Origin of the sequence: Microbacterium paraoxydans, from assembly GCF_018224615.1 — a bacterium.
Taxonomy (GTDB): domain Bacteria; phylum Actinomycetota; class Actinomycetes; order Actinomycetales; family Microbacteriaceae; genus Microbacterium; species Microbacterium paraoxydans_B.
In genome coordinates this window covers 185,367-211,773 of record NZ_JAGTUK010000002.1, presented here as the reverse complement: position 1 = coordinate 211,773, position 26,407 = coordinate 185,367, and the positions used below count along the sequence as shown (strand labels likewise).

General features: G+C 72.3%; 21 protein-coding genes. 13 read left to right on the top strand and 8 right to left on the bottom strand.

All coding sequences use genetic code 11. The annotated features are described in order from the left end of the window. The first annotated feature begins 91 nt into the window (after nt 1-91). The 5 genes from KE274_RS06640 (at nt 92) to KE274_RS06620 (ending at nt 5,376) form a co-directional block, all read left to right on the top strand. A complete protein-coding gene (locus tag KE274_RS06640) occupies nt 92-1,345 on the top strand; it encodes a sensor histidine kinase (RefSeq protein ID WP_211542078.1) in 1,254 nt (417 codons plus the stop codon). Further along, a complete protein-coding gene (locus tag KE274_RS06635; RefSeq protein WP_211542076.1) occupies nt 1,342-2,073 on the top strand; it encodes a response regulator in 732 nt (243 codons plus the stop codon). The genes KE274_RS06640 and KE274_RS06635 overlap by 4 nt, the downstream gene beginning before the upstream one ends. Nucleotides 2,074-2,110: 37 nt before the next feature. Then, nucleotides 2,111-3,283: a benzoate/H(+) symporter BenE family transporter gene (locus KE274_RS06630; protein WP_211542074.1), complete on the top strand. Its 1,173-nt coding sequence runs from the start codon at nt 2,111-2,113 to the stop codon at nt 3,281-3,283. Nucleotides 3,284-3,397: 114 nt separating this feature from the next. Further along, nucleotides 3,398-4,282 carry an ABC transporter ATP-binding protein gene (locus KE274_RS06625; protein WP_211543335.1) on the top strand — a complete coding sequence of 295 codons (885 nt, stop codon included), beginning with the start codon at nt 3,398-3,400 and terminating at the stop codon, nt 4,280-4,282. Further along, complete coding sequence (locus KE274_RS06620; RefSeq protein WP_211542072.1) at nt 4,279-5,376, top strand: ABC transporter permease; 1,098 nt, start codon at nt 4,279-4,281, stop codon at nt 5,374-5,376. The genes KE274_RS06625 and KE274_RS06620 overlap by 4 nt, the downstream gene beginning before the upstream one ends. Before the next feature lie 67 nt (nt 5,377-5,443). On the opposite strand, the gene KE274_RS06615 is transcribed toward KE274_RS06620, so the two are convergent. Continuing rightward, nucleotides 5,444-8,905: a proline dehydrogenase family protein gene (locus tag KE274_RS06615; protein ID WP_211542070.1), complete on the bottom strand. Its 3,462-nt coding sequence runs from the start codon at nt 8,903-8,905 to the stop codon at nt 5,444-5,446. Between the two features lie 138 nt (nt 8,906-9,043). Here KE274_RS06615 and KE274_RS06610 point away from each other — a divergent pair, with 138 nt between their 5' ends. The 3 genes from KE274_RS06610 (at nt 9,044) to KE274_RS06600 (ending at nt 12,179) form a co-directional block, all read left to right on the top strand. After that, complete coding sequence (locus KE274_RS06610) at nt 9,044-9,952, top strand: LysR family transcriptional regulator (RefSeq protein ID WP_211542068.1); 909 nt, start codon at nt 9,044-9,046, stop codon at nt 9,950-9,952. A 60-nt stretch (nt 9,953-10,012) separates the two neighbouring features. Then, entirely contained in the window at nt 10,013-11,500 is a 1,488-nt protein-coding gene (locus tag KE274_RS06605) for a glycosyltransferase (protein ID WP_211542067.1), read from the top strand. 91 nt (nt 11,501-11,591) lie between these two features. Further along, complete coding sequence (locus KE274_RS06600) at nt 11,592-12,179, top strand: nitroreductase family protein (protein ID WP_211542065.1); 588 nt, start codon at nt 11,592-11,594, stop codon at nt 12,177-12,179. Nucleotides 12,180-12,258: 79 nt separating this feature from the next. On the opposite strand, the gene KE274_RS06595 is transcribed toward KE274_RS06600, so the two are convergent. Both KE274_RS06595 and coaBC read right to left on the bottom strand, forming a co-directional pair. Continuing rightward, nucleotides 12,259-14,475, bottom strand: coding sequence for an ATP-dependent Clp protease ATP-binding subunit (locus KE274_RS06595; protein ID WP_211542063.1), 2,217 nt, complete (start codon nt 14,473-14,475; stop codon nt 12,259-12,261). A 120-nt stretch (nt 14,476-14,595) separates the two neighbouring features. Further along, nucleotides 14,596-15,795 carry a bifunctional phosphopantothenoylcysteine decarboxylase/phosphopantothenate--cysteine ligase CoaBC gene (coaBC, locus tag KE274_RS06590; protein ID WP_211542061.1) on the bottom strand — a complete coding sequence of 400 codons (1,200 nt, stop codon included), beginning with the start codon at nt 15,793-15,795 and terminating at the stop codon, nt 14,596-14,598. Nucleotides 15,796-15,864: 69 nt separating this feature from the next. Between coaBC and KE274_RS06585 the strand changes: the two genes are divergently transcribed. Then, a complete protein-coding gene (locus KE274_RS06585) occupies nt 15,865-16,563 on the top strand; it encodes an NRDE family protein (RefSeq protein WP_211542059.1) in 699 nt (232 codons plus the stop codon). A 12-nt stretch (nt 16,564-16,575) separates the two neighbouring features. On the opposite strand, the gene KE274_RS06580 is transcribed toward KE274_RS06585, so the two are convergent. Further along, complete coding sequence (locus KE274_RS06580) at nt 16,576-17,547, bottom strand: GlxA family transcriptional regulator (protein WP_211542057.1); 972 nt, start codon at nt 17,545-17,547, stop codon at nt 16,576-16,578. A gap of 87 nt (nt 17,548-17,634) precedes the next feature. Here KE274_RS06580 and KE274_RS06575 point away from each other — a divergent pair, with 87 nt between their 5' ends. Together KE274_RS06575 and KE274_RS06570 are read left to right on the top strand one after the other, a co-directional pair. Beyond that, nucleotides 17,635-17,796: a hypothetical protein gene (locus KE274_RS06575; RefSeq protein ID WP_211542055.1), complete on the top strand. Its 162-nt coding sequence runs from the start codon at nt 17,635-17,637 to the stop codon at nt 17,794-17,796. A gap of 49 nt (nt 17,797-17,845) precedes the next feature. Continuing rightward, complete coding sequence (locus KE274_RS06570; protein WP_211542053.1) at nt 17,846-18,451, top strand: hypothetical protein; 606 nt, start codon at nt 17,846-17,848, stop codon at nt 18,449-18,451. Between the two features lie 16 nt (nt 18,452-18,467). On the opposite strand, the gene KE274_RS06565 is transcribed toward KE274_RS06570, so the two are convergent. Further along, nucleotides 18,468-19,700 carry a glycosyltransferase gene (locus KE274_RS06565; protein WP_211542051.1) on the bottom strand — a complete coding sequence of 411 codons (1,233 nt, stop codon included), beginning with the start codon at nt 19,698-19,700 and terminating at the stop codon, nt 18,468-18,470. A 4-nt stretch (nt 19,701-19,704) separates the two neighbouring features. Beyond that, a complete protein-coding gene (locus KE274_RS06560) occupies nt 19,705-20,928 on the bottom strand; it encodes a glycosyltransferase (protein ID WP_211542049.1) in 1,224 nt (407 codons plus the stop codon). Nucleotides 20,929-21,052: 124 nt separating this feature from the next. Between KE274_RS06560 and KE274_RS06555 the strand changes: the two genes are divergently transcribed. Further along, nucleotides 21,053-21,640: a hypothetical protein gene (locus KE274_RS06555; RefSeq protein WP_211542047.1), complete on the top strand. Its 588-nt coding sequence runs from the start codon at nt 21,053-21,055 to the stop codon at nt 21,638-21,640. Between the two features lie 111 nt (nt 21,641-21,751). Here the strand turns inward: KE274_RS06555 and KE274_RS06550 are convergent, their stop codons facing one another. Both KE274_RS06550 and KE274_RS06545 read right to left on the bottom strand, forming a co-directional pair. Further along, a complete protein-coding gene (locus KE274_RS06550) occupies nt 21,752-22,162 on the bottom strand; it encodes an MmcQ/YjbR family DNA-binding protein (protein WP_211542045.1) in 411 nt (136 codons plus the stop codon). Nucleotides 22,163-22,250: 88 nt separating this feature from the next. Further along, nucleotides 22,251-25,244, bottom strand: coding sequence for an alpha-mannosidase (locus KE274_RS06545; protein ID WP_211542043.1), 2,994 nt, complete (start codon nt 25,242-25,244; stop codon nt 22,251-22,253). 134 nt (nt 25,245-25,378) lie between these two features. Between KE274_RS06545 and KE274_RS06540 the strand changes: the two genes are divergently transcribed. Then, nucleotides 25,379-26,404 carry a LacI family DNA-binding transcriptional regulator gene (locus KE274_RS06540; RefSeq protein WP_211542041.1) on the top strand — a complete coding sequence of 342 codons (1,026 nt, stop codon included), beginning with the start codon at nt 25,379-25,381 and terminating at the stop codon, nt 26,402-26,404. Nucleotides 26,405-26,407 lie beyond the last annotated feature (3 nt).

Genomic DNA, 26,407 nt, shown 5'->3' with positions numbered 1-26,407 from the left:
GCAAAAAACAAGTACGCGGTCAAGAGGCTCCGCTCCGCCATCCGTCCCACGGGGGATGCCGCCGCCCGGACGCCCGCCCTACGGTGGAGGAATGCCCTTCACCCGCACGCCGACCGAGCGCGACCGGCGCGGCGATCTGCTGCTGGCCCTCGTGCTGTTCGTCGGGGCCGTCCTCAGCGCCGCGCTCTCCTCCATCGCGCAGGTGTACGGCGACGAGCAGGCCGACCTGTGGACGGCCCTGGTCTACGCCGCCGTCCTCGCCGGACCCCTCGCCTTCCGGCGGCGCTGGCCCGCCACGGTCGCGGTGATCGTGTGCGCCGCCTACTTCGCCGCCGTCACGATCCGCGTGCCGGAGATCTACGTCGGCAACATCGCCATGTTCATCGCCCTCTTCACGGTGGGCGCCTGGTTGAACGACCGACGGCGGGCCCTCCTCGTGCGCGTCGCCATCATCGTCGGGATGTTCGTGTGGCTGCTGATCACGATGTACCGCGACGCGATCAGCGAGGCCGACAAGGCCGAGGTCGTCGCGGGGGCCATGTCGCCCTACGTCGCGTTCATGCTCATCCAGATCCTGCTCAACGGACTGTACTTCGGCGGGGCGTACTACTTCGGCGAGCGCTCCTGGGCGGCCGCGGAGCAGCGGGCCGTGCTCGAACAGCGCACGGTCGAGCTCGAGCGCGAGCGCGAGGTGACCGCGGCGCAGGCCGTCGCCCTCGACCGCGTGCGCATCGCCAGGGAGCTGCACGACGTGGTCGCCCATCACGTGTCGGTCATGGGGGTGCAGGCCGGAGCCGCGCGACTCGTGCTCGAACAGGACCCCGCGCAGGCCGCCCGCATCCTCACCGGGGTCGAAGCCTCGGCGCGCGACGCGATCCACGAACTGCGGCAGCTGCTGGAGACCCTGCGCACTCCGGGCGGCGAGACCGCGGACGGTGCGTCGACGCTGGAGCTCGACGACATCGCCGAACTCGCGGACGCCTCGACCGCGGCCGGACTGCCCACCGCCTACACGGTCATCGGCGACCCGGTGCCGGTGCCCTCGCTCGTGGCCGTCAACCTCTACCGCATCGCCCAGGAGTCGCTCACGAACGCCCGGCGTCACGCGGGGCCCGGCGCCACGGCCGACGTGCGGGTGCGCTACGACCACGACGGCGTCGAGGTCGAGGTCGTCAACTCCGGACGGGCGATCGGGCAGCTGCGACCGGGGCTCGGGCAGCTCGGGATGCGCGAGCGCGCCGCCGCCTCCGGGGGCACCCTCGACGTGACGCCGCGACCGAACGGCGGCGTGCGGGTGCGGGCGCGCGTGCCCCTGGCGACCGCCGGCGCGGGAGCGGTCCGATGAGCGGCCCCCCCATCCGCGTGCTCCTGGTCGACGACCACGCGCTGCTGCGCGCCGGGTTCCGCACGATCCTCGACACGCAGCCCGACATCACCGTGGTCGGCGAGGCCGCGACGGGGGCGGAGGCCGTGGCGCTGGCCGCACAGCTACGACCCGACGTCATCACGATGGACGTGCAGATGCCCGACATGGACGGCATCGAGGCGACCTCGCGCCTGGTCGCAGACCCGGAGGTCCGCGCGGCCATCGCGATCGTGACCACGTTCGACCGCGACGACTACCTGTACCGGGCGCTCGACGCGGGCGCGAGCGGCTTCCTGCTCAAGAACGCGGGCGCCGAAGACCTGATCGCTGCCGTGCGCGCCCTGGCCGCGGGCGACGGGATGCTCGCCCCGGAGGTCACGCGACGGGTGCTCGCGCGCTTCGCCACGCACGGGCGCCAGGGCGACCCCCTCCCCTCCCCCCGGCCCCTCAGCGAGCGGAGCGAGACATCCCCCCGGCCCCTGAGCGAGCGGAGCGAGAAGAAGGGCGTGCTCGCGGAACCCCTCACGGAGCGGGAGGCCGAGGTGCTGGCGCTGCTCGCCGACGCCCGCAGCAACGGGGAGATCGCGCGGGCGCTCTACATCGGCGAGGCCACCGTGAAGACCCACGTCTCGCGCATCCTGCAGAAGCTGGGCGCGCGCGACCGGGTGCAGGCGGTGGTCCTGGCCCATCGCCTCGGGCTCACCTGACGCGAGGCGGGCCGCGGCCCGCGATAGCCTCTGAGCCATGCCTGACACCGCTCCTCTGTCGCGCCCGATCCTGGCCGGGGTGGTCACCGCCCTCGTGGGTTTCACGAGCTCGTTCGCCGTGGTGCTGACCGGGCTCGATGCGATGGGGGCGACCGCGGCCCAGGCGGCCAGCGGGCTGCTCGCCGTGACCGTGACGATGGGCGTCGCCTGCGTCGTGCTGGCGTGGCGCTACCGCATGCCGATCACGGTCGCGTGGTCCACGCCCGGGGCCGCCCTGCTGGCCTCCACCGGCTCGATCGAGGGCGGGTGGCCCGCGGCGGTCGGCGCGTTCCTGGTCACGGCGGCCCTGATCCTGCTCACGGCGCTGTGGCCCGCTCTCGGTGCGCTGATCGCCCGCATTCCGCCGTCGATCGCGCAGGCGATGCTCGCGGGGGTGCTGCTGCCGCTGTGTCTTGCGCCGATCACGGGCGTCGTGGCCAATCCGTGGGGCGTGATCCCGGTCGTGCTCACGTGGCTGGTGTTCGCGCGTCTCGCTCCGCGGTGGGCGGTCCCGCTCGCGTTCCTCGCCGCGGCCCTGGTCGTCGCGGTGTCCCTGGTGACCTCGGGCGACGCGGTCGACCCCGCGGTGCTGCTGCCGCGGGTGGAGCTGACCGCGCCGGTGTTCACGGTCGGAGCACTGGTGGGGGTCGCGCTGCCGCTGTTCATCGTGACGATGGCGTCGCAGAACGTGCCGGGCATCGCGATCATGCGCAGCTTCGGCTACGAGGTGCCGTGGCGCCCCGCGATGCTGGTGACCGGACTCGGCACGGCCGTCGGTGCCACCGCGGGCGGACACGCGATCAACCTCGCCGCGATCAGTGCGGCCCTCGCGGCCTCGCCCGACGCCGACCCCGACGCGAAGCGCCGCTGGGTCGCCGGAGTGTCGACCGGGGTGTCGTACCTGGTGCTCGGCGGGTTCTCGGCGGCGTTCGCGACGCTCGTGGTGCTGGCGCCGGAGGCCGTGATCCCCGCCGTCGCCGGGCTCGCCCTGTTCGCGGCCTTCGGGTCGGCCGTGCAGCAGGCGATCGACGATCCGGGCGAGCGCCTCCCGGCGGTGGTCACGTTCCTCGTCGCCGCCTCCGGCATCGCGGTGCTGGGCGTGAGCGCGGCGTTCTGGGCGCTCGTGGCCGGGCTGCTCGTGCGCACCGCGCTGCACGCCGGCCGCCGCTGAGGTCTCCGCTCCCCCGCGCGGCGCCCGCTCACCCGCGCGGCGGACGCCCGGGACTCCGCCGCGTGGGGGATGTCGTGCGCCCCGTCGCTCCGTAGCGTGAGGGGCATGACAGGACTGCTCGAACTCTCCGGCATCACCAAGAGCTACGGCTCTCGGCGCGTGCTCGACGACGTCTCCTTCACGGTCGCCCCCGGGCGCCTGACGGGGTTCGTCGGCGGCAATGGCGCCGGCAAGACCACCACCATGCGCATCGTGCTCGGTCTGCTGTCGTCCGACGGCGGCCGCGTGGACCTCGACGGCGCGCCGCTCACCACCGCGGACCGTCGCCGATTCGGCTACATGCCGGAGGAGCGCGGCCTGTACCCGAAGATGAAGGTGCTGGAGCAGATCGTCTATCTCGCCCGGCTGCACGGCTTCGGCAAGCAGGACGCGACGCAGCGGGCGACCACGCTGCTCACCGAGCTGGGTCTGGGCGAGCGTCTGAACGACACCATCGAGTCGCTGTCGCTCGGCAACCAGCAGCGCGCGCAGATCGCGGCGTCGCTCGTGCACGACCCCGAGGTGCTGATCCTCGACGAGCCGTTCTCCGGGCTCGACCCGCTCGCGGTCGACGTGGTCGCCGGGGTGCTGCAGTCCAGCGCCGCGAAGGGGGCATCGATCCTGTTCTCCTCCCACCAGCTCGACGTGGTGGAGCGCCTGTGCGACGACCTCGTGATCCTCGCCGGTGGCACGATCCGCGCGGCGGGGTCGCGTGACGCGCTGCGCTCCGAGCACGCCCGCAACCGCTACGAGCTGGTGTCCGCGGGCGATGCGGGCTGGGTGCGCACCGAGCCCGGCGTCACCGTGATCGACTTCGAGGGCGGCTACGCGCTGTTCGACGCCGACAGCCCCGAGACCGCGCAGCGCGTGCTCCAGTCGGCCGTGCAGCGCGGCGACGTCGCGAGCTTCGCCCCGCAGCATCCGTCCCTCGCCCAGATCTTCAAGGAGGTCATCCAGTGAGCGCCCCCACCCCCACTCGCACGCCCAGCGGCATCTGGCTCGTCGCGGAGCGCGAGATCGGCTCGAAGCTGCGCAGCAAAGCCTTCCTGATCTCCACGGGCATCCTGCTCGTGCTCGCTCTCGCCGGCGTGCTGTTCGGCGGCTTCGCGAGCAAGAACACCGACACCATGCCGGTCGCGGCGACCGCGGACACCGCGTCCGTCGTGTCGAAGATCCCCGGTGTCGAGGTCACGCAGGTCGCCGACCAGGCCGAGGCGGAGAAGCTGGTGCGCGACGACACGGTCGATGCGGCCGTGCTGCCCGCGAGCGGCACCGAAGGACACACGGGGTACACGATCGTCGCACTGCAGGACGCCCCGGGCTCGCTCGTGTCGGCGCTGTCGCTGTCACCCGAGGTCGAGATCCTCGAACCGGTCACCACCAACCCGCTGTTGCGGTACTTCATCGCGATCGCGTTCGGCCTGGTGTTCATGATGGCCGCGGCGACCTTCGGCGGCACGATCGCCCAGAGCGTCGTCGAGGAGAAGCAGACCCGCGTGGTGGAGGTGCTGCTGTCGGCGATCCCCGCCCGCACGCTGCTCGCCGGGAAGGTCATCGGCAACACCGTGCTGGCGATGGGGCAGATCCTGGCCCTGGCGGCGGTGGCGACCATCGGCCTGATCGTGACCGGGCAGCGCGAGGTGCTGACCACGCTCGGCGCCCCGATCATCTGGTTCGCGGTGTTCTTCCTGTTCGGCTTCGTGCTGCTCGCCGCGATGTTCGCGGCCGCGGCGTCGATGGTGTCGCGCCAGGAGGACATCGGCTCGACCACCACTCCGATCACGATGCTGATCATGGCGCCGTACATCCTGGTGATCGTCTTCAACGACAACCCGCTGGTGCTGACGATCATGTCGTATGTGCCGTTCTCGGCCCCGGTCGGCATGCCCATGCGCCTGTTCGTGGGCGAGGCGCAGTGGTGGGAGCCGCTGCTGAGCCTGGTGATCCTGCTCGCGAGCTGCGTGGCGGCGATCGTCGTGGGCGCGAAGATCTACGAGAACTCGCTGCTGCGGATGGGCTCGCGCGTCAAGCTCGCCGAAGCGCTGCGCGGCTGAGCCCGCATGACGACGCCCCCTGCTCCGCATCGCGCGGGGCAGGGGGCGTCGCCGTGGAAGCCTCGGGTCAGATCACACCCTCGGACAGCGAGGTCGGGTTGCCGAAGCGGTGGTTCGTGATCGACACGGCCTGCTCGTGCAGGAACGGCAGGATCTCCACGCGCCCCGCCCCCGTCACCGCGTGCGACCACACGGCCACGTCGGGCGAACCGTCGAGCGCCTCGAACAGGGCCGAGGCGTCGCCGCCCACCAGCCGCACGCGCTGCCACGACCGGGCGGCCTTGGCGTAGCGCTTGGTCCAGGCCGCGTCGGACTCCGTCTTCACCGAGACCCCGGCGCCGGAGAGCACCTTGGTCACGCGCGACGGCAGGGCCGCAGCCGACACGGTGAACGGGCTGCCGCTGCGCAGGGCGGCCGCGAGCACGCGCACACCGTCGGCGAGGGTCGCGTCCTCCGAGAGTCGCACGTCGACCGCGACCGGACGATAGCGGAACACGTTGCGCTCCACCCCGAGACCGGACTTGTCGCTGACCGCACCGAACTCGTCGACCCAGGCGCGCTCGTCGGAGGCGGCCGCACGGTGCAGCCACTCCATCGCGGCGGGGTCGAGGTCGGCGGCGGCCGCGTCGATCAGCGCGGTCACGGCGGGTGTCACGGCGGCACCGGTTGCGGCGGCGGGAAGCTCGGCCGGACGCCACTCACCCAGGCCGAACAGGTAGTTCGGGCCACCGGCCTTGGCACCGGCACCCACGGCCGAACGCTTCCAGCCGCCGAACGGCTGCCGCTGCACGATCGCGCCGGTGATGCCGCGGTTCACGTACAGGTTGCCCGCCTCGACGCGGTCGAGCCACGTGGCGACCTCGGCGGAGTCGAGCGAGTGCAGGCCGGCGGTCAGGCCGTAGTCGACCGCGTTCTGCAGCCGGATGGCCTCGTCGAGGTCCTTCGCGTGCATGATGCCGAGCACCGGGCCGAAGAACTCCGTGAGGTGGAAGTACGAGCCCTCGCGCACGCCCGTCTTCACGCCCGGCGTCCACTGCTTCCCCTCGTCGTCGAGCTTGCGGGGCTCGACCAGCCAGCGCTCGCCCTTGTCGAGCGTGGTCAGGGCGGTGAGCAGCTTGCCGTTGGCCGGCTCGATGATCGGGCCCATCTGGGTGGCCGGGTCGTCGGGCAGGCCCACGCGCATGGAGGTCACGGCGTCGACCAGCTGCCGCTCGAACCGCTTCGAGTCGGCGACCGAGCCGACGAGGATCGCGAGCGACGCGGCCGAGCACTTCTGACCCGCGTGACCGAACGCGCTGCGCGCCACGTCGGCGGCCGCCAGGTCGAGGTCGGCCGAGGGCGTGACGATGATGGCGTTCTTGCCGCTGGTCTCGGCGAGCAGCGGCAGGTCGGCGCGGAACGAACGGAACAGCTGCGCGGTCTCGTAGGCGCCGGTGAGGATGACCCGGTCGACCTGCGGGCTCGCGACCAGGCGGGTGCCGAGGTCGCGCGAGCCGAGGTCGACGAGCGCGAGCAGGTCGCGCGGCACGCCCGCGGCCCACAGCGCCTCCACCATGACGGCACCGCAGCGCTGCGTGAGCTTGGCCGGCTTGATGATCACGCCGGAGCCCGATGCGAGGCCGGCCAGCACGCCGCCCGCGGGAATCGCGACGGGGAAGTTCCAGGGAGGGGTGACCACGGTGACCTTCGACGGCACGAACTCCGCACCGGACACGGCCTCCAGCTCCTTCGCGCGCTCGGCGTAGTAGTGCGCGAAGTCGATCGCCTCGCTCACCTCCGGGTCGGCCTCGGCGATGGTCTTGCCCGCCTCGTTCGCCATGATCTCGATGAGCTGACCACGGCGTGCGGCGAGCTCGTCGCCCGCGCGGTGCAGCACGGCGGCGCGCTCGGCGGCCGGGAGCGCCGCCCACTTTTCGGCGGCGGCGGTCGCGGCGGAGAACACGGCGTCGAGCTCGGCCTCGGTTTCGATGCGGGCGGCGGCGATCGCGTCGCGGCCCAGAGTGGTGGTGACCGAGCGCCGGAGGATGTCGCGGCCCCAGGCGCGGTTCGCCGCGAGGGCCGGGTCGCTGTCGGGCTGGTTTGCGAAGCCCTCGGTCACACCGGCCGGGCGCTCGGCCGTGCGGTCCTGCGTGCGGTGCGGTGCGGGCACGCGCTGGTCTTCCGGCAGCGAGGCGTCGGCGGCGAGCGCGGCCAGGGACCGCTCGAAGCGCTCCCGTTCGCGCGTGAGCAGCGCGGGGTTCGACGCCAGCTCGAACACGGCCGACATGAAGTTCTCCGGGCTCGCGTTCTCCTCCAAGCGGCGCACGAGGTAGGCGATCGCCACGTCGAACTCGGCCGGGTTCACGACCGGCGTGTACAGCAGCAGGCGGCCGACGTCCTTGCGCACGGCCTCGGCCTGCCCGGTGGCCATGCCGAGCAGCATCTCGTACTCGACCGCATCGGTCACGCCGCGCTGCTTCGCGAGCAGCCAGGTGTAGGCGATGTCGAACAGGTTGTGACCGGCGACGCCGATGCGCACGGCGTCGAGGCGCTCCGGGGTCATGGCCCAGTCGAGCACGCGCTTGTAGTTGGTGTCGGAGTCCTGCTTGGTGCCGTAGGTCGCGAGCGGCCAGCCGTGCACCTTCGCGTCGACCTCCTCCATCGCCAGGTTCGCGCCCTTGACGACGCGCACCTTGATCGGCGCACCGCCCTTCGCGCGGCGGGCGGCCGCCCACTCCTGCAGGCGCTGCATGGCCGCGAGCGCATCGGGGAGGTAGGCCTGCAGCACGATGCCGGCCTCGAGGTTCTCCAGCCCCGGCTGGTCGAGGATGCTCGTGAACGCCGCGATCGTGAGGTCGAGGTCGCGGTACTCCTCCATGTCGAGGTTGATGAACTTGGCCTTGCCCTTGGCCTCGGCCTCGGCCGCGAGGCGGTACAGCGGCGTGAGCTTCTCGACCACGTCGGCGACGGCCTCGTCGAACGACCACATCGACAGCTGGCTGACCACGCTCGACACCTTGATGGAGACGTAGTCGACGTCGGGGCGGGCGAGGAAGTCGTAGGTGCCCTGGAGGCGGCGGCCCGCTTCGCGCTCGCCCAGCACGGCCTCGCCGAGCAGATTGAGGTTGAGCCGGTTGCCGCTCTTGCGGAGCTTGGCGATCGCCGGGCCGAGCTTCGACGGGGTGGCGTCGAGCACGAGGTGGCCCACCATCGCACGCAGCACGCGACGGGAGATGGGGACGACCACGCCGGGCAGCTTGGGCGCCCAGAAGCCGCCGGCCTTGATCGCGGCGCGCAGGTAGCCGGGCAGCAGGGTGGGGGTGATGTCGCTGAGCTCGGCGAGCTTGCGGCCGGCGACGCGGAGGTCTTCCGGACGCATGACGCCGTCGACGAAGCCGACCGTGAAGTCGAGACCGTTGGGGTCCTTGAGCACTTCGGAGAGGCGCTGGGCGGCGGGCTCGACCGGGTGGGTCTCGCTCTCGGCGAGCCAGCGCTGCACGAGCGCGGCCACCTCTTCCGTGCGGGGCGTGGTGTCGTCGATGACGGTCATGGGCGGGTTACCTTCCTCGGCAGCGCACACCCGGGTGTCGTGTGCGGCTGGATCATTGTCCAGCCGCTCGGTAGGCTCCGTCTATCAACCGATTCGAGTGGATTCTGTTCACTCTGGCCTAACGATCGCGAGGCGCCCGTGCTCGACATCACCCGCCTGCGCATGCTGGTCGAACTGTCGCGCCGCGGCACGCTCTCCGCCGTCGCCGACGCCCTCTCCTACAGCAAGGCCTCGGTGTCCCAGCAGCTCGCGGCGCTCGAGCGCGACGTGGGCGTTCCGCTGCTGCGCCGGGTGGGCCGCGGCGTGCAGCTCACCCCCCAGGGCACCGTGCTGGTGTCGGAGGCGATCGGCATCCTCGACCAGCTCGAGCACGCCAGGGTCGCGGTCGCCGAGTCGCTCACCGAGGTGACCGGTACCGTGCGCCTCGCGGTGTTCCAGTCCACCGCCCACTCCCTGCTCCCGCGCGCCCTCGCCGCCCTCGCGGAACGGCACCCGGCACTGCGGGTCGAGGTGACCGAGCGCGATCCGGAGTCGGGCCTCGTCGCGGTGTCCAGCCGCGACGACGACCTCATCCTCGCGGAGCAGTACCCCGGGCACAGCCGCCCGATCCACGCCGACCTCGACCGTGTGGCGCTGGCACACGACGCGATCGCCCTCGCCCGGCAGCCCGGGTCCACGGCGCACAGCGACCCCGGCACCGCGCTGCGCGCCACCAGCACCGAGCCGTGGGTGCTGGAGCCCGCCGGCACCGCGTCCCGCGCGTGGGCCGAGCAGCTGTGTCGCACCGCGGGGTTCGAACCGGACGTGCGCTACGAGCTCGCCGACCTCACGGCGCACATCCGCCTGATCCACGCCGGGCTCGCGGTCGGGCTGCTCCCCGAGCTGGTGTGGGCGGGCGACACCCCCACCGTCGACCTCTCCCCGCTGCCCCGCGCGCCACGCCGCGAGATCTTCTCGTCCGCGCGACGCGTGTCGGCCGATGCCCCGTCGATCCGCGCCGTCCGGGCGGCCCTCGCCGACGCCGCCTCGCACAACCTGCTCGACTGATCTGCCGGGTCATCCGCGGGGAGGACGCGGTGCGGGAAGCCCCGGGCTATCCTCGGCAAGATGTCGCTCTTCCCTCCCCGCCTCCCGGCCGCCCGACATTTCGCCCTCACCTGGGGCATCACGGAGCAGTTCGGCGGGATGACGAGCGCGATGCTGCGCCGGTCCCGCTCGTTCCGTCGGATCGGCGGCGTCGACGTCGACCTGCTCACGCTCGACGACGGGCCGGACTACCCCGAGCTCTCGGAGCGCCTGCGCGCCAAGGGCGAGTTGATCGACGGCCTGCGCATCCGCAATCTGTGGGACGAGCTGCGCGCCACCGCACCGGCGCCACGCGGCGTCATCCCCGCGCTGCCGCCGCTGCTGGTCCCCGAAGCGGGCGACGCCGTGCGCGAGCACGACGGAGTGGTGCTCAGCCGCTCGCGCCGCGACGAGGAGGGTCTCCTCGCGGTGGACCGGTTCCGTCGCGACGGCTCGCTCCTCGCGACCGAGCGGGAAGGGGCCGAGCGACGCGTGGTCGTCTACGGCGTCGACGGCACGCCGCTGCGCTCGTGGCGCAGCACGTGGGGGCTCTACCGCTGGTGGTTCGACCGGCTCACGGCCGGGCGCACGAGCTTCCTGCTCGTGGATTCGAAGACCGCCGCGCGGCCGGTCGCCGGGTACCGCCGCGACCACGTGACCACGGTGCACATCGTGCACGCCTCGCACCGGCTGGCCGGACGCCCGCGCACGCTCCGCGAGTCCCGCGCCTCGGTGCTGCGGCGCGCGGGCGACTTCGACGAGATCGTGGTGCTCACGCAGCGGCAGCGCAGCGACCTCGAGGAGGATCTGACCGCCCTGGGCGTCGAGGCCCGCATCCGCACCATCCCGAACGAGGTGGCGCTGCCGCCCGCGGTGTCCGCCGCCCGCTCGGCCACCCGCGGCGTGGTGGTCGCGTCGCTCGACAAGCGCAAGCGCCTCGGTCACGCGGTCGACGCGCTCGCCCTCGCCCACCGGGCCGACCCCCGGATCGAGGCCGACCTGATCGGCGAGGGGCCGGACGCGTCGAAGCTCGCCGAGCGCATCCGCCGGCGCGATGCCGAGGGGTGGATCCGGCTGCGCGGATTCGACCCGCGCGCGCGGGAGGAGTTCGCGACCGCCGGGTTCAGCCTGCTCACCTCGACCTCGGAGGGCCTGCCGCTCGTGCTGGTGGAGAGCATGGCGGCCGGCTGCATCCCGCTCGCCTACGACATCCGCTACGGTCCGGCCGACATGATCCACGACGGCGTCGACGGTTTCCTCCTGCCGGAGGGCGACGTGGAGGGGATGGCGCGGCGCATCGTGGAGCTGGCCGCGCTGCCGCCCGCACGCCTGGAGGCCATGCGGCGCAAGGCCAGGGCGAAGGCCGCGTCGTTCTCCGACCGCGCCGTGACGCGGCGGTGGGCGCACGAGCTGCGGGCGGCGTACGACGCCAAGCTGCTGGAGGCCGCGCGCGAGCAGCCACGCGGTGTGCGGCTGCGGCGCCGGGCGGGCGCGGTGCGCCGTCGGCTGCGCTGGGCGATCGGACGCTGACACCCGGGAATATGCATGCGCATGTATGGGTTGGGGGGAGGGTAGCCGGACGACGGAGTCCGATCCATCCCACCGTCCGAAAGGCACATCCGTGAGCACTCCCGTCATCGACCGCACCGCGCCCACCGAGCACCCCGTCCTCGACGTCCTCGCCGGCCGGTGGAGCCCCCGCGCCTACGACGCACAGCACGCGATCGACGAGGCCAAGCTCGCCACCGCCCTGGAGGCGGCGCGCTGGAGCCCCTCCGCGAACAACACCCAGCCCTGGCGCTTCCTCGTCGCCCGCCGCGGCACCGCCCTCCACGCGCAGATCGTCGACGCGCTCATGGGCTTCAACCAGGCGTGGGCCGGCAACGCGGCCGCGCTGATCGTCGCGATCGCCGAGACCGAGACCGCCGACGGCACGCCCCTCACCCACGCGCTGTACGACCTCGGTCAGGCCGTCGCGCACCTCTCGGTGCAGGCCCACCACGACGGCCTGGTCGTGCACCAGATGAGCGGCTTCGACCCCGAGGTCGTGCGCGAGTTCGCCGACCTGGAGCCCCGCTTCACCCCCACCACCGTCATCGCGCTCGGTGAGCTGGGCGACATCGCCGCCCTGCCGGAGCCGCTGCAGGAGCGCGAGGTCGCGCCGCGCGTTCGTCGCCCCATCGACGAGACCGTCATCCTGAGCGCCTGACACGCACGCACCAGGAAGGCCCGGGAGGCACTGCCTCCCGGGCCTTCTCTGTACCGTGCCGCGGCCGGAGCCGCCCGACTCAGTCGTCGAGCAGTTCGGCCTCGATCACGTCGTCGTCGTCCGACTCCGGCTCCGGCGCGGGCGAGGTGGCGGTGAGCACCAGGCCCGTGCCGTCGGCGGCCACGTCCACACGGACCGTGTCGCCGTCGTGCACGTTGCCGGACAGCAGCGCGGTCGCGAGCTTGTTCTGCACCTCGGTCTGGATGAGGCGCCGCAGCGGCCGCGCCCCGAACATCGGGTCGTAGCCGCGCTCGGCCAGCCACGCCCTGGCATCCGGGGTGACCGCGAGCGTGAGCCGGCGATCCCGCAGCCGGTCGTGCAGCTGGTCGACCGACAGCTCCACGATCTGCGCGAGGTCGTCCTCGCTCAGGGCGCTGAACATCACGATGTCGTCCAGCCGGTTGAGGAACTCCGGACGGAACGCCTGCCGCACGAGCGCCATCACCTGCTCGCGCTTCTCCTCGGGCGACAGGACCGGATCGATCAGGATCGGCGAGCCGAGGTTCGACGTGAGGATGAGGATGACGTTCGTGAAGTCGACCGTGCGGCCCTGGCCGTCCGTGAGACGCCCGTCGTCGAGCACCTGCAGCAGCACGTCGAACACCTCGGGGTGCGCCTTCTCCACCTCATCGAGCAGCACGACGCTGTAGGGGCGCCGCCGCACGGCCTCGGTGAGCTGCCCGCCCTGCTCGTAGCCGACGTACCCGGGAGGGGCGCCGACGAGCCGGGACACGGAGTGCTTCTCGCCGTACTCCGACATGTCGATGCGCACCATGGCGTGCTCGTCGTCGAACAGGAACGCGGCGAGCGCCTTGGCCAGCTCGGTCTTGCCGACGCCGGTCGGGCCGAGGAACAGGAACGATCCGGTCGGGCGGCCGGGGTCGCTGATGCCCGCGCGGGAGCGGCGCACCGCGTCGGACACGGCCTTCACGGCGTCCTTCTGCCCGATCAGGCGCTTGCCGAGCTCGTTCTCCAGGTGCAGCAGCTTCTCGCTCTCGCCCTGGAGCAGTCTCCCGACGGGGATGCCCGTCCACGCGGCGATCACGGCGGCGATGTCTTCCTCGGTGACCTGCTCGTTGACCATGCGCGGCTCGGTGGACGACGTCGCCTCGGCCTGCTCGGCTTCCGCGATGTCGCGCTCCAGGCGCTTGATGGTCTCGTACTCGAGCTTGGACGCCTTGGTGTAGTCGGCGTTGCGCATCGCGAGGTCGCGCTGGGTGATCGCGTCGTCGAGCTGCTTCTTCAGCTCACCGACCCGGTTCAGGCCCTGCCGTTCGCGCGCCCAGCGGGCTTCGAGCTCGGCGAGCTCCTTCTCCAGTTCGACCAGGTGCTCGCGCAGGGCACCCAGACGCTCCTTCGAGGCGGCGTCCTTCTCGCGCTTGAGCGCCAGCTCCTCCAGCTTGAGGCGGTCCACCTGGCGCTTGAGCTGGTCGATCTCCACCGGCGAGGAGTCGATCTCCATCTTGAGACGGGACATCGACTCGTCGATCAGGTCGATCGCCTTGTCGGGCAGCTGCCGGGCGGGCAGGTACCGGTTGGAGAGTGCGGCGGCGGCGACGAGGGCGCTGTCGGAGATGGTGACCCCGTGGTGCGCCTCGTAGCGGCCCTTGAGCCCGCGGAGGATCGCGATCGTGTCCTCGACGGACGGCTCGCCGACGTACACCTGCTGGAATCGCCGCTCGAGTGCCGCGTCCTTCTCGATGAACTCGCGGTACTCGTTGAGCGTGGTGGCGCCGATGAGCCGCAGCTCGCCGCGGGCGAGCATCGGCTTGAGCATGTTGGACGCCGCGACGGAGCCCTCGCCGCCGCCCGCGCCCATCAGCACGTGCAGCTCGTCGATGAAGGTGATGACGCGCCCGTCCGACTCGGTGATCTCCTTGAGCACCTGCTTCAGCCGCTCCTCGAACTGACCGCGGTACATGGCTCCGGCCACGAGGGCGGAGATGTCGAGCGTGACGAGCTCCTTGTCCTTCAGCGACTCGGCCACGTCGCCGGCGACGATGCGCTGCGCGAGCCCTTCGACCACGGCGGTCTTGCCGACGCCGGGCTCACCGATCAGCACCGGGTTGTTTTTGGTGCGGCGCGTGAGGACCTGGCTGACGCGCCGGATCTCACTGTCCCGTCCGATGACGGGGTCGAGCTTGCCCTCGCGGGCGCGGTCGGTCAGGTTGATGCCGAACTGCTCGAGGGCGGACTGCTGTTCCTGGTTCGGGGATCCGGTCTGCGGGGTGGTCATGCGCTCCTCCTGGAGGTACTCCTTCTGGTCGCTCCCGCCGCCGAGGTCCGGGGCGGGATTAAAAGTTGAGCCTTGTTGACTCAAGTTTACCATTCCGGGGGTCGCGCCTCCAGCCCGTCGTCACCTCTCCCGGACGATGGCATCCCACACGGCCGCGGCGACCTGACGCTTCGACCCCGCCGCGCTCGCGGCCACGACACCACCGCGACCCAGCACGTGCACGGCGTTCTCCGCACGCTCGAAGCCGCGGTCCCAGCCCACCTCGTTCACCACCAGGAGGTCGACCCCCTTGCGCTCCTGCTTCGCGCGTGCGCGGGCGAGCATCTCCGCCTCGTCCTCGGGCGTCTCGGCGGCGAACGCGACCACGAGCTGCCCCGCGCGCCGCCCGGCGGCGAGCCCCGCGACGATGTCCTCGTTCTCCACGAGCTCGATCGGCGGCACGCCCCCGCCCTCCTTCGTGAGCTTGCGTGCCGACACCTCGACGGGGCGGTAGTCGGCCACCGCCGCCGCCATCACCACGACATCCGCCTCCGCCGCAGCCTCGTGCATCGCGGCGGCCAGCTCCGCCGCGGTGCCCACCTCGACCACGCGCACGCCCGGATGCCGCGCGCCCTCGCGCACGTCGTGCGACACGTTCGCGGCCACCAGGGTCACCTCGGCCCCGCGCGCTGCGGCCTCGGCGGCCAGCGCGACCCCCTGCCGCCCACTGGAGCGGTTGCCGAGGAAGCGCACCGGATCGATGGGCTCCCGCGTGCCGCCCGCCGACACCACGACCCGCACGCCGTCGAGGTCGCCCGGGCTCAGCAGCGCCTGCGCGGCCGCGAACACCTCCTCGGGCTCCGACATCCGTCCGGGGCCGCTGTCGCCGCCCGCGAGCTCGCCGTCGGCCGGCCCCACCACGTGCACGCCGCGGTCGCGCAGCGTGGCGATGTTCGCCTGCGTCGCCGGGTGCCGCCACATCTCCGCGTGCATCGCGGGGGCCACCAGCACCGGCGCCTCGGTCGCGAGCAGCGTGGTGCCCAGCAGGTCGTCGGCCAGCCCGGCGGCCATCTTCGCGAGCGTGTTGGCGGTCGCGGGGGCCACCACCACGAGCTCCGCGGCCTGGCCGAGCGCGACGTGGCGCACCTTCGCCACGTCGTCGTGCACGCTCGTGGTGACCGGGTGCCGGCTGATCGCCTCCCACGTCGGCAGGCCCACGAACCGCAGCGCATCCTCGGTGGGCACCACCGTCACGTCGTGACCCGCCTTCGTGAGCAGGCGCACCAGGTGCACCGTCTTGTAGGCGGCGATACCGCCCGTGACCCCGACCACGATGTTCACGTCTCGATTCTGCCGCAGGCACGGGGCCGCCGGGCCGGTGTGCTGTGGCCGCGACCTAGACTCGGGAGGGTGTGCACGGTCGTGATCGATGTCGAGACTGCCGGTTCGGCGCGGCTGCTGGCCGTGCGCGACGAGGATCCCCACCGCGAGTGGGACGCGCTCGGCCCGTGGTGGCCGGAGCAGTATCCGGGGGTGATCGGCATCCGCGACCGCCGCGCGGGCGGTGCCTGGCTGGCGGTGAACCCGCACGAGCGGCGACTCGCCGTGCTGCTCAACCGTGCCGACGTGCACGACCTCCCCGGCACCGCGGAGTCGCGCGGATCGCTGCCGCTGGAGTCGGTGTCGGGCCGTTCGCCGCAGGGCCTTCCCCGCATGCACGGCTTCAACCTGCTCGAGGTGGGGCCGGACGGGGCGCGGGTCGTGTCGTGGGACGGCGCGACGCTGCGCGAGACCCCCGTGACGCCCGGCACGCACATGATCGCGCACGACGACCTCGACGACGAGGAGACCCCGCGCATCACCGCGTGGCTGCCCGAGTTCCGCGCCCTGGGGCCCGCCGCGGCGAGTGCCGACTGGGTCGCGGAGTGGACGGCGCTGCTCGGCGCCTCCGCGGAACTGCCGCCCGAGGACGACCGCGCGATCATCCGCGACAACCGTCCGCACGGCTACCCCACGCAGTCGCTGCTGTACGCCGTGGCCGCGGTCACCCCCGCGGGTGTCGAGGTGCGCGACGTGACGCTGCCGTCCCCCGCCCACTGGACCGCCTGAGCCCGGACCGGCTCACGCGGCCGGCACCGCGTCGTCGGCGCAGGAGAACCGCGCACGATAGGCCGTGGGGGTCAGCCCGAGCACCCTGGCGAAGTTCTGCCGCAGCACGGCCGCGGAGCCGAAGCCGCATTCGCCCGCGATGTGCTCGAGCGGCAGGTCGGTGCGCTCCAGCAGGCGCTGCGCGTGGATGATGCGCTGCCGGGCGAGCCACGCCGCGGGCGTCGCGCCGTACTCGGCCTTGAACCGTCGCGCGAAGGTGCGGGGCGACATGAGCGCCCGCCCGGCCAGGTGGTCGACGCTGAGTTCTTCGCGCAGGTTCTCCACGGCCCAGTCGGCCACCGCGGCCAGGGAGTCGGAGGGGGCGACCGGGATGGGGCGGTCGATGAACTGCGCCTGGCCGCCGTCGCGCTGCGGGGGCACGACCATGCGGCGCGCGATGCGGTTGGTGATCTCGGCGCCGAGTTCGTGGCGCAGCAGGTGGAGGCACGCGTCGATGCCCGCGGCGGTGCCGGCGCTGGTGATGATGCGGTCGTCCTGCACGAACAGCACGTCGGGGTCGATGTCTATCTGCGGGTACATCTCGGCCATGGTGTGCGCATACATCCAGTGCGTCGTGGCCCGGCGGCCGTCGAGCACTCCGGCCGCGGCGAGGATGAACGATCCGCTGCACACGCTCATGACCCACGCCCCGCGCTCGACCGCGGCGCGGGCGAGGTCGAGCAGCCGCGCGTCGATACGGCCCCAGTACTGGCGAGGGACGGGGCAGAACACCACGAGGTCGGCCTCGTAGGCGAAGCTCAGGTCGTGCTCGACGTTGATCGAGAAGCCGAGCTTGGAGTGCACCACTCCCGGGTCGGGCGCGACGATGCGGAAGTCGAAGTTCGGCACGCCGTCGTCGGAGCGGTCGAGGCCGAACGCCTCGCACGCCACACCGAACTCGAAGGGGGCGAACCCGTCCTGCACGACACAGGCGACCGTCTTCATGCTCTCTCCCGGGTTTGGCAGTTTTCTGCCGTAGAGGGTCATTTCTGCCACTCGTGGCCGTAAGGCACCGCGCGTAGCTTTTCTGCCATGATACTCACCATCGCTCTCCTCGCCATCGCCGGATGGGCGGCCGTCGCCACGATCGTGGAACTGCGCCGCGACGGCTACCGCCCCACCCCGACCGACTGGAACCGCGTCGCCGGCCGCGACGTGCACCAGCAGGCCGAGTCGGGCCACGGCTACCGCTGACCCGCGCAACCCCCTCGTCGCGGCGCGAGGGCGCGGCTACGCTCGGGGCATGAGCGACCCCCAGCAGCCCGCCGAGCCCGCCCCCGTGCCGCCGCCCGCCCCCTCCGCGGCTCCCGTCCCTCCCCTCGCCGCCGAGCCCCGCTACCCCGCAGCCCCGGTGCCCGGAACGCCGGGCCCCGCCGCTCACCCCTCCCCGCCCCCGGTGTCCGCGACCTCGAACCCGTATCCGACCGCCCCGTCCGCGGCGCCGACGGGCTCGCCGTACCCGCCCGCCTATCCCACGGCCGCAGCACCCGGCCATCCGGCGTACCCGCAGTTCCCCTCCTCCGCGCCCACCCGCACCGACCGCGGCAGTTCCCTCGGACGGGTCGCGTTCATCGTCGCCGCGGTGGTGTTCGTGCTCGACCTGCTGCTGATCCTGGGCCGCCCGTTCCTCTACATGGGCGACCGCGGCTACTCGCTGATCGGGTTCGTCGAGGGCGCGGCGTCCGTGGTCGGCTTCCTCGGCTACGCGGTCGCGCTCGTGCTCGGCATCGTCGCGGCACGCCGTCCGGGCACGCGGCTGTACGCCGGGATCGCGATCGGCATCTCCGCGGTCGGGCTGCTCAGCATCGTGACCGTGTGGCTGGCCTCGATGTTCTACCGATTCCTCTGACGGGAGCAGCAGGCGCTCACCGTCCGCCCCGCACGCGCTCGTACACGCCGAGCATCGCAGCAGTGCGCGACGACTGCCGGAACGCCTCCGCCACCGCGGGCACGGGTGTCGGCGCCGTCCCCGCAGCGATGTCGGCGGCGGCGCGACGGAGAGTGTCCGCGAGTGCCGCCGCCCGCTGTGCCTCCCGCTCACGCCCCGCCGCGGCCGCGTCGGCTTCCGGCACGGCCCACAGACCGCCCTCGAGCTCGGCCGCGATGTCGGGGTCGCACACCACCGACGGGGTGCCCAGCGTCGCCGCCTCGAACGGTGTCATGCCCTGCGTCTCGAACCCGATCGACGTCTGCACCAGCGCGTCGGCGGCCGCGATGCGCGCGAGCGTCTGCGCATAGGTGAGCCGCCCCGCGAAGGTCACGCCGTCACGCCCGGCGACGATCCGCTCCGCCGCCGCCCGCTGCGCGCCGCCGCCGATGATCTCCAGATCGGCGTCGACGCCCGAGGCCACGAACGCCTCCAGGAACGGCAGCAGCCGCTTCTCCGGGCTCATCCGGCCGAGCCACACGAACCGCGGACGCCCGGGGTGGCGCTCGGCGGGAGCCGCGGCGAGGGTGCTCGCACGGACGTCGTCGTCGATCCCGTTCCAGATCACGTCGACGCGCGGGAACACGCCGTTCTGCTCGAGGCGCCTGGCGAAGTGACCGGACGGCGCGGTGACGGCCGAGGCCCCGGCAGCGAGCCCGCGCAGGTACGACCACCCGTCGCTGCCGCCCGTGGGGATGCCGATGCCCCGCAGGGCCCGACGGCGCCACGCGTTGAGCACCGCGAGCACGGGCCGGTGCAGCGGAGTGACCGCCGCGAGGCCCACGTCCACCCGGTTGTGCATGGTGTGCACCACCGGCAGGCCGTGCCGCTGCGCGTACCGGTGGCCGATGAACGCCCCCCAGAAGTCGGCCTGCACGTGCACCAGGTCGACCGGGGGTCGCTGCGTCATGGCGCGGTCGAGCGCGCGGTCGGTGCCGCGGCCCGGCCAGCTCATCGCATACTCGCGGTCGAGCGTGATCGGCACGGACGGCAGGTCGACGTACGCCCCGGCCGGCACATCCCCCTCGGCGTCGCGGCGGGCGTGCATGCGCGGCGCGACCACGGTGACCGTGTGCCCCGCACGCTCCAGGAACGTCCGCTGCAACCGCATCGACACCTGCGCCCCGCCGAGCGAGTTCAGGTGCTGATCGCCGAAGAAGACGATGTGCATGCGGTCACTCCGGCAGCGGCTCGTCGCGGTACAGCGCCTCGAAGGTGTCGAGCGTGCGGTTGATGTCGTGGATCGCGACGCCGTCGAGCGACGCGTGCTGCATGCGCTCATACTCCCCCGGCGAGGCCGTGAGCACATCGGTCAGGCGGGCGGCGAGCTCGTCGACGTTGCCCGGCTGGAACAGGTGGCCGTTCTCGCCGTCGTGCACGAGGTGCGGGAGCGCGACCGCGTCGGCAGCCACGATCGGCAGCGCCGAGGCCATGGCCTCCATGGTGGCGATGGACTGCAGCTCGGCGATCGACGCGATCACGAACAGGCTCGCCCGCGAGAGCAGCGCGCGCAGCTCCTCGTCGGTGGTGCGGCCGTGGAAGGTGACGCGGTCGGCGAGCCCGAGCTGTGCGGTGAGGTGCTCCAGCTGCTTGCGCTGGTCGCCGCCGCCGACGATGTCGAACGTGGCGTTCAGCGCCGGATCGAGCTTCGTCATGGCCTTGAGGATGACCTCGACCTGCTTCTCCGCCGTGAGCCGGCCGACGAACACGAGCCGGTTCTCGGTGCGCGGGGCGATGACGGGCGTGTACTGCGAACGGTCGATGCCGCAGCTCACCGGGATCACGCCCGTCACCTCGACGGTCCTCTCCAGGAAGTCGGCGGCGCGGCGGGTGGGCGTGGTGATCGCGCGCGTCAGGTCGAACGTGCGCTTGGCGTCGGCCCAGGCGAACTTCAGCACCAGGTCGTCGATGAACTTCGGCATGGTCGTGTGGTCGAGGATGTTCTCGGCCATCACGTGGTTGGTCGCGATGACCGGGATGCCGCGCTGCTTGGCGATGCGGGCGAGACCGCGCCCGATCACGATGTGCGACTGGATGTGCACGACGTCGGGCTGCACGCGATCGAGCACCTTCCTCGCGTAGTGCTTGGAGCGCCACGGCCACACGAACCGCAGCCAGTCGTGGGGCGCCCAGCGCACGGACGGCAGGCGGTGCAGGGTCATCGGCTCGCCCTCGATCACCTCGGTGTGCGGTGCGGCGCGGCGGTACGCCTGGTTGGGGGCGACCACGTGCACGTCGTGTCCGCGCTGCACGAGGCCGGCCGCGAGACGCTCGGCGAAGCGGGCGGCACCGTTGATGTCGGGCGCGAACGTGTCGCAGCCGATCAGGATCTTCAGCGGACGGGGTGTGGCGGCGTCGCGCGACGCATCGATCGGATCGTCGGAGGGGGTCACAGACATGCTGCCTTACGATGGGGCGGCCAAGGGAAAGCCCTGGTCGGGCGCTGGCAACTCTACCCGAGGCCCCTGTCTGCGCCGCCGAGGCATACCGGGGTCGCCCAGCCTGAGCCGTTAGCGTGGGGCCATGCGACTGAACGCCGACGCCGACCCCCAGCTGTGGATCCCCGTCACGGACTCGCTCGGATGGAAGGGTCGCCGGCACCGCAAGGCCGCGATCCGCATGCTGCTCGGCCAGGTGAACGCGGCGGTGGGGGCGACCGAGCGTCCCGGCTCCCGCTTCGGCGCGTGGGCGATGAGCCAGGCGGCACCCATGCTGATGAAGAAGGCCGACGGTCGCGTGCTGGTGTGGACGTGGAAGGCCGAGCCCGAACTGGTGGTGGCGATGGCGACCGCCCAGGTGCTGACCGCCGACGTGCGCATCGCCCGGGCGTCGATGCCGATGGAGTACGACGACACCACGTCGTTCCCGACGCGGCTCGGGGTCGGCGAGAAGCTGGTCGTGGCGATGCCGCCCTCGCCCGCGACACCCCCGTTCACCACCTATACGTGGGACACCGGCACACACCTGATCACGCTGACCGCGGTGTGCAGTGACCGCGAGCGCTTCGGCACTCTGGACGGCGCGCTCGACGACCTGGCCCGCAGCCTCCGCATCGCAGACGACCTCACGGGCGGCGAGTCGCCCACGGTGCTGCGCCTCCCTCCCGCCTGAGCGCGACCCCGCGCGCGGCCCCCGAGCGAGCGCGACCCCACGCACCGGCCCCTGAGCGAGCGCCAGCCCCACGCCACGGTCCCTGAGCGAGCGCCAGCGAGACGAAGGGCGTCACTCCAGGCCGTGCGCGGCGAGCCACTCCTTCGCGACGGTGGCCGGAGCGCGGAGCAGCCAGGCGTCCGTCACGAGCTCCGCCAGCCGATCGGGGTCGAGCGCGTCCAGACGCACGAGCAGCCCGGGGAACCCGTCGAAGTGCGGGATGGAGAACAGCGCCTCCGGCTCCGCCGCGAGCAGCGCCTCCTTCTCGCCCTGATCGGCCACGCGCACCGCCAGCACGGGGCCGTCCGGCCAGCTCCGGCCGAGCGCGGCCAGCTGCCGGAGGTCGGTGTCCCTGGCATCGCGCAGCCACGCGAACTGGCCGCTCTTCACGCGCCACGCGGGAAGGCTCGTGTGGCCGTTGACCGTCTCCGTCACGCCGGGGAAACCGCCCGCGATGCGCCGCACGTCCTCGATGCTCGCCATCCCGTCATGCTCCCGCGCTCCCGCACCCGGCACAAGGCCGCCGCGTGCGGGAATCCGACGAATCCGGGCGGGCGGCGGGGAGCCGGGTTCAGCGGACGATACGGAGGGTGCGCACCTCGAACGGACGCAGCCGCAGCTCGCCGCCCGTCCGCGCCCCGTCGAGGTCGTCCTCGATCAGGCTCACCTCGCGGATCTCGCGATGCTCGAAGCCGACCGACAGGGCGCCGACGGTGCGCCGCCCGAGCGCCTCGTACACGCGCACGATCACGTCGCCGGAACCGTCGTCCGCGAGCTTGACCGCCGAGACCACGATGCCCTCACCGTCCACCGAGACCAGCGGCTCGACCTCGCGCGCACCCCGCACGAGCGTGGGCTGGGCGTTCAGGCGGATGCCCTCGGCCGTGGCGGTCGCGGCGTCGGCCCCGATCACGAAGCCCACCTCGATCGCGTGGTGCCCGTGGTCGGTGTCGGGGTCGGGGAAGCGCGGCGCGCGCAGCAGCGAGAGCCGCACGGTCGTGGTCACGCCGTCGTCGCCGGCCTCGCGCGTGGTGTCGTAGCCGTAGATCGAGTCGTTCACGAGTGCGGCACCGAAGTCCTGCTCGCGCACCAGCACGAACCGGTGCATCGACGTCTCGAACTTGGCCGCCTCCCAGCTCGTGTTCGTGTGCGTGACCCGCGCCTGGTAGCCGAACTGCGTCTCCGCCTCGGTGTGCGTCGCCTGGATGTCGAGCGGGAAGGCGAGCTTGAGCAGCTTCTCGGTCTCGTGCCAGTCGATGTCGTTGCGCAGCTGCACGGTGCGCGATCCCGGCGCCAGGACGATCGTCTGGGTGATGCTCGACTCCGAGAACGAGCGCACCACGGTCACCGTGGCCACGCCGTCGACGAGCGCCGTCTCGATCGACGACACCGCGGTGAGGTCGTGCACACTGTTGCGGTAGTAGCGGTCGATGTCCCACGCGTCCCACATGTTCGGGAGGTCCTGGTGCAGCTGGAACAGGTTCGCCGCCCGCCCCGGCGCGACCGTCTCCCGGCCGGATGCGCGATCGACCGCCGACACGATGAGCCCCTCGGCCGACACGAGCACCGACACCAGCTCGTTCTCGAGGCGCCACCCGCCGTCCGTCTCCGTCAGCGTCACCGGGGCCGCGGCCGACGCCTCGACGAACGCCGCCCCCAGGGCACGGCCGCCCGCGACCGAGGTGGGCTCGAACCGCAGCTCGCGGTCGCCCTCCCCCGCGAGCGAGCGGCGTGCGGCGGCCGCGATGTCGCGCGCATCCGACAGCACCTCGGACAGTACGGCGACGGCCTCGCGGTGCACCCACGCGATCGAGGTGCCGGGGAGGATGTCGTGGAACTCGTGCAGCAGCACGGTCTGCCACAGCCGGTCGAGCTCGGCCTGCGGGTACGCGGCGCCCGTGCGCACGGCGTCGGTCGCGGCCCACAGCTCCGCCTCCACCAGGGCGTGCTCGGCCCAGCGGTGCAGCGCCTTCGTGGCGTGCTGGCTGGTGAGGGTGCCGCGGTGCAGCTCGAGGTACAGCTCGCCCACCCACACGGCGGGGTGCGGCAGCTCGGCCTTCGCGGCGTCGAAGAAGTCGTCCGGGTGCTCCCACACCACCTGCGCGCTGCCCTCGAGGTCGCGCAGGCGCTCGGCCTTGCCGGTCATCTCGCGGGTCGTGCCGCCGCCGCCGTCGCCCCAGCCGACCGGGGCGATCGACCGCGACGTGACCCGGTTCTCCTTGAACTGCCGCGACGCCTTCGCGACCTCCATGCCGCTGAGCTGCGAGTTGTAGGTGTCCATCGACGGGAAGTGCGTGAACACCTGCGAGCCGTCGATGCCCTCCCACAGGAACGAGTGGTGCGGGAACACGTTCTGCTGGTTCCACGAGATCTTCTGCGTGAAGAACCACTCGAAGCCGGCGCGACGCATCAGCTGCGGCAGTGCGGGCGAGTAGCCGAAGCTGTCCGGCAGCCACACGCCCTTCGAGCGAATGCCGAACTCGCGCTCGAAGAACCGCTGTCCCTGCGCGAACTGCCGCACGAGCGACTCACCCGTGGGCATCACGGTGTCGGACTCGACCCACATGCCGCCCAGCGGGAGGAAGCGCCCGGCGGCCACCGCGGCCTTGACCCGCTCCCACACCTCGGGACGGTGCTCCTTGATCCAGGCGTACTGCTGCGCGCTGGACATGCCGTACTGGAAGTCGGGCTGCTCCTCGATGAGCGTGGTCATGGAGGAGGTGGTGCGGGCGACCTTGCGGATCGTCTCGCGCACGGGCCACAGCCACGCCGAGTCGATGTGGGCGTGGCCGACCGCGGAGATGCGGTGGGCGCTGGCCTCGGCCGGGGCGGCGAGCACGTCGGCGAGGCGGGCGCGGGCGTCGGGCGCGGTCTCGACGATGCGCTGCAGGTCGAGCACGTCGAGCGCGTCGTCGAGGGCCTGGAGGATGCGCATGCGTCGCGGCGAGGTGGCGGGCAGCTCGGCCTGCAGCTCGAACAGCACCTCCACGTCGAGCGACAGGTCGAACACCTCGGGCTCGAACACGGCGAGGTCGAGGCGGCGCAGGCGGTACAGCGGCTCGGGCGACGACGTGAGGATGTCGCCCTCCTGCGTGGGAAGGAAGGGGTGGTAGTCGAGCAGCACGGGGTTGGACGCGCCCTCCAGGTACAGCTCGACCGGCTCGTCGCCCGCGGCGGTGTCGGCGATCGGCACCCACTGGTTGCGCGGGTTGATGCTCTTGATCGGCGTGCCGTCCGGCCGGTACGCGAGGGCCTCGCACTGGAACCCGGTCATGTTCACGTCGAAGCCGAGGTCGATCAGCGCCTCGACCCGGCGGCCCGCCCACTCCGCCGGAACGCGGCCGGTGAGCTTGAACCAGGTGGTGCCCCACGCGGGGCCCCAGAGCGCGCCGACAGCGCCGGGCGCGTAGTCGAGGGCGAGACCCTCGCTCGGCGGGATCGGCTCCCCGGGCAGCTGATGCACCTCGACCGTCAGCGGCACGGAGGCGGAGTGGATCGCGGGGCGGATGCGTTCGTCGAGCACTCGCTTGACGCGTCCGACGGTGAGCGAGGTGTCGTCATGCATAGGTCAGTTCTCCGGGCTCGACGGTGAGGGTTGGTGTGATGCTATCGGATTTACTAAAACGATCTAGTGATTCGAGTGTAGGGCACGTCCACCCCGGTTCCGAAGGGCTAAACCGATCAAGTAGGGTGATGCCTATGGCCACGGGGAAACGCGTCACGATCGCGGATATCGCGCGACTGGCCGGCGTCTCCCCCGGCGCCGTGTCCTTCGCCCTGAACGGCCGTCCCGGCGTGAGCGAGGAGACGCGGCAGCGCATCCTCGCGATCATCGAGGAGCACCACTGGCAGCCGAGCTCGGCGGCCCGCGCCCTGGTCGGCGCCCGGGCGAACGCGGTGGGCTTCGCGCTCGCCCGTCCTGCCCGCTCCCTCGGCTCCGAGGCCTTCTTCACCGACCTCATCGCCGGCATCGAGTCGCGGCTGTCGGAGAGCAAGGTCAGCCTGCAGCTGCGCCTGGTCGCCGATATCGACGAGGAGATGGAGGTGCACCGACAGTGGCGGTCGTCGAACCAGGTCGACGGCATCATCTTCATCGATCCCCGTGACGACGACCCCCGCGGCGACAACATCGCCGCGCTCGACGCCCGCGCCGTCATGATCGGCTCCAAGCCCTCGCCCGACGGCGCCGTCCCGAGCGTGTGGATCGGCGACGAGGAGGTGGCCGAGACGCTCTTCTCGTATCTCGCCGCCCTCGGCCACAGTCGCATCGCCTACGTCGCCGGACCCGCCGAGCTGGAGCACACCCGCCTGCGGGTCGCGGTGATCGAGCGCATGACCGCCGACGGCGTCACGGGCGAGGTGATCGCCACCGACTTCTCCCCCTCCCGGGCGTCTGCGGTGACGCGCGCCCTCCTCTCCGGCAAGCAGCGGCCGACCGCGATCGTCTACGACAACGACGTGATGGCGGTCGCCGGGCTCCGCGTCGCGCAGGAGATGGGCCGCACCGTGCCGCGCGACGTGTCGCTCGCGTCGTTCGACGACTCCGTGATCGCGGGGCTCATCAACCCGTCCATCACCGCCATGACGCGCGACACGTTCGAGCTGGGCGAGCAGGCCGCCACGCTGCTGCTGCAGCAGATCGACGCGGGCGCGACGCTGCCGAGCGTGGCCGGTCCGACGCCGACGCTCACGGCGCGCGAGAGCACTGCGCCGCCCGCGGCCTGACCC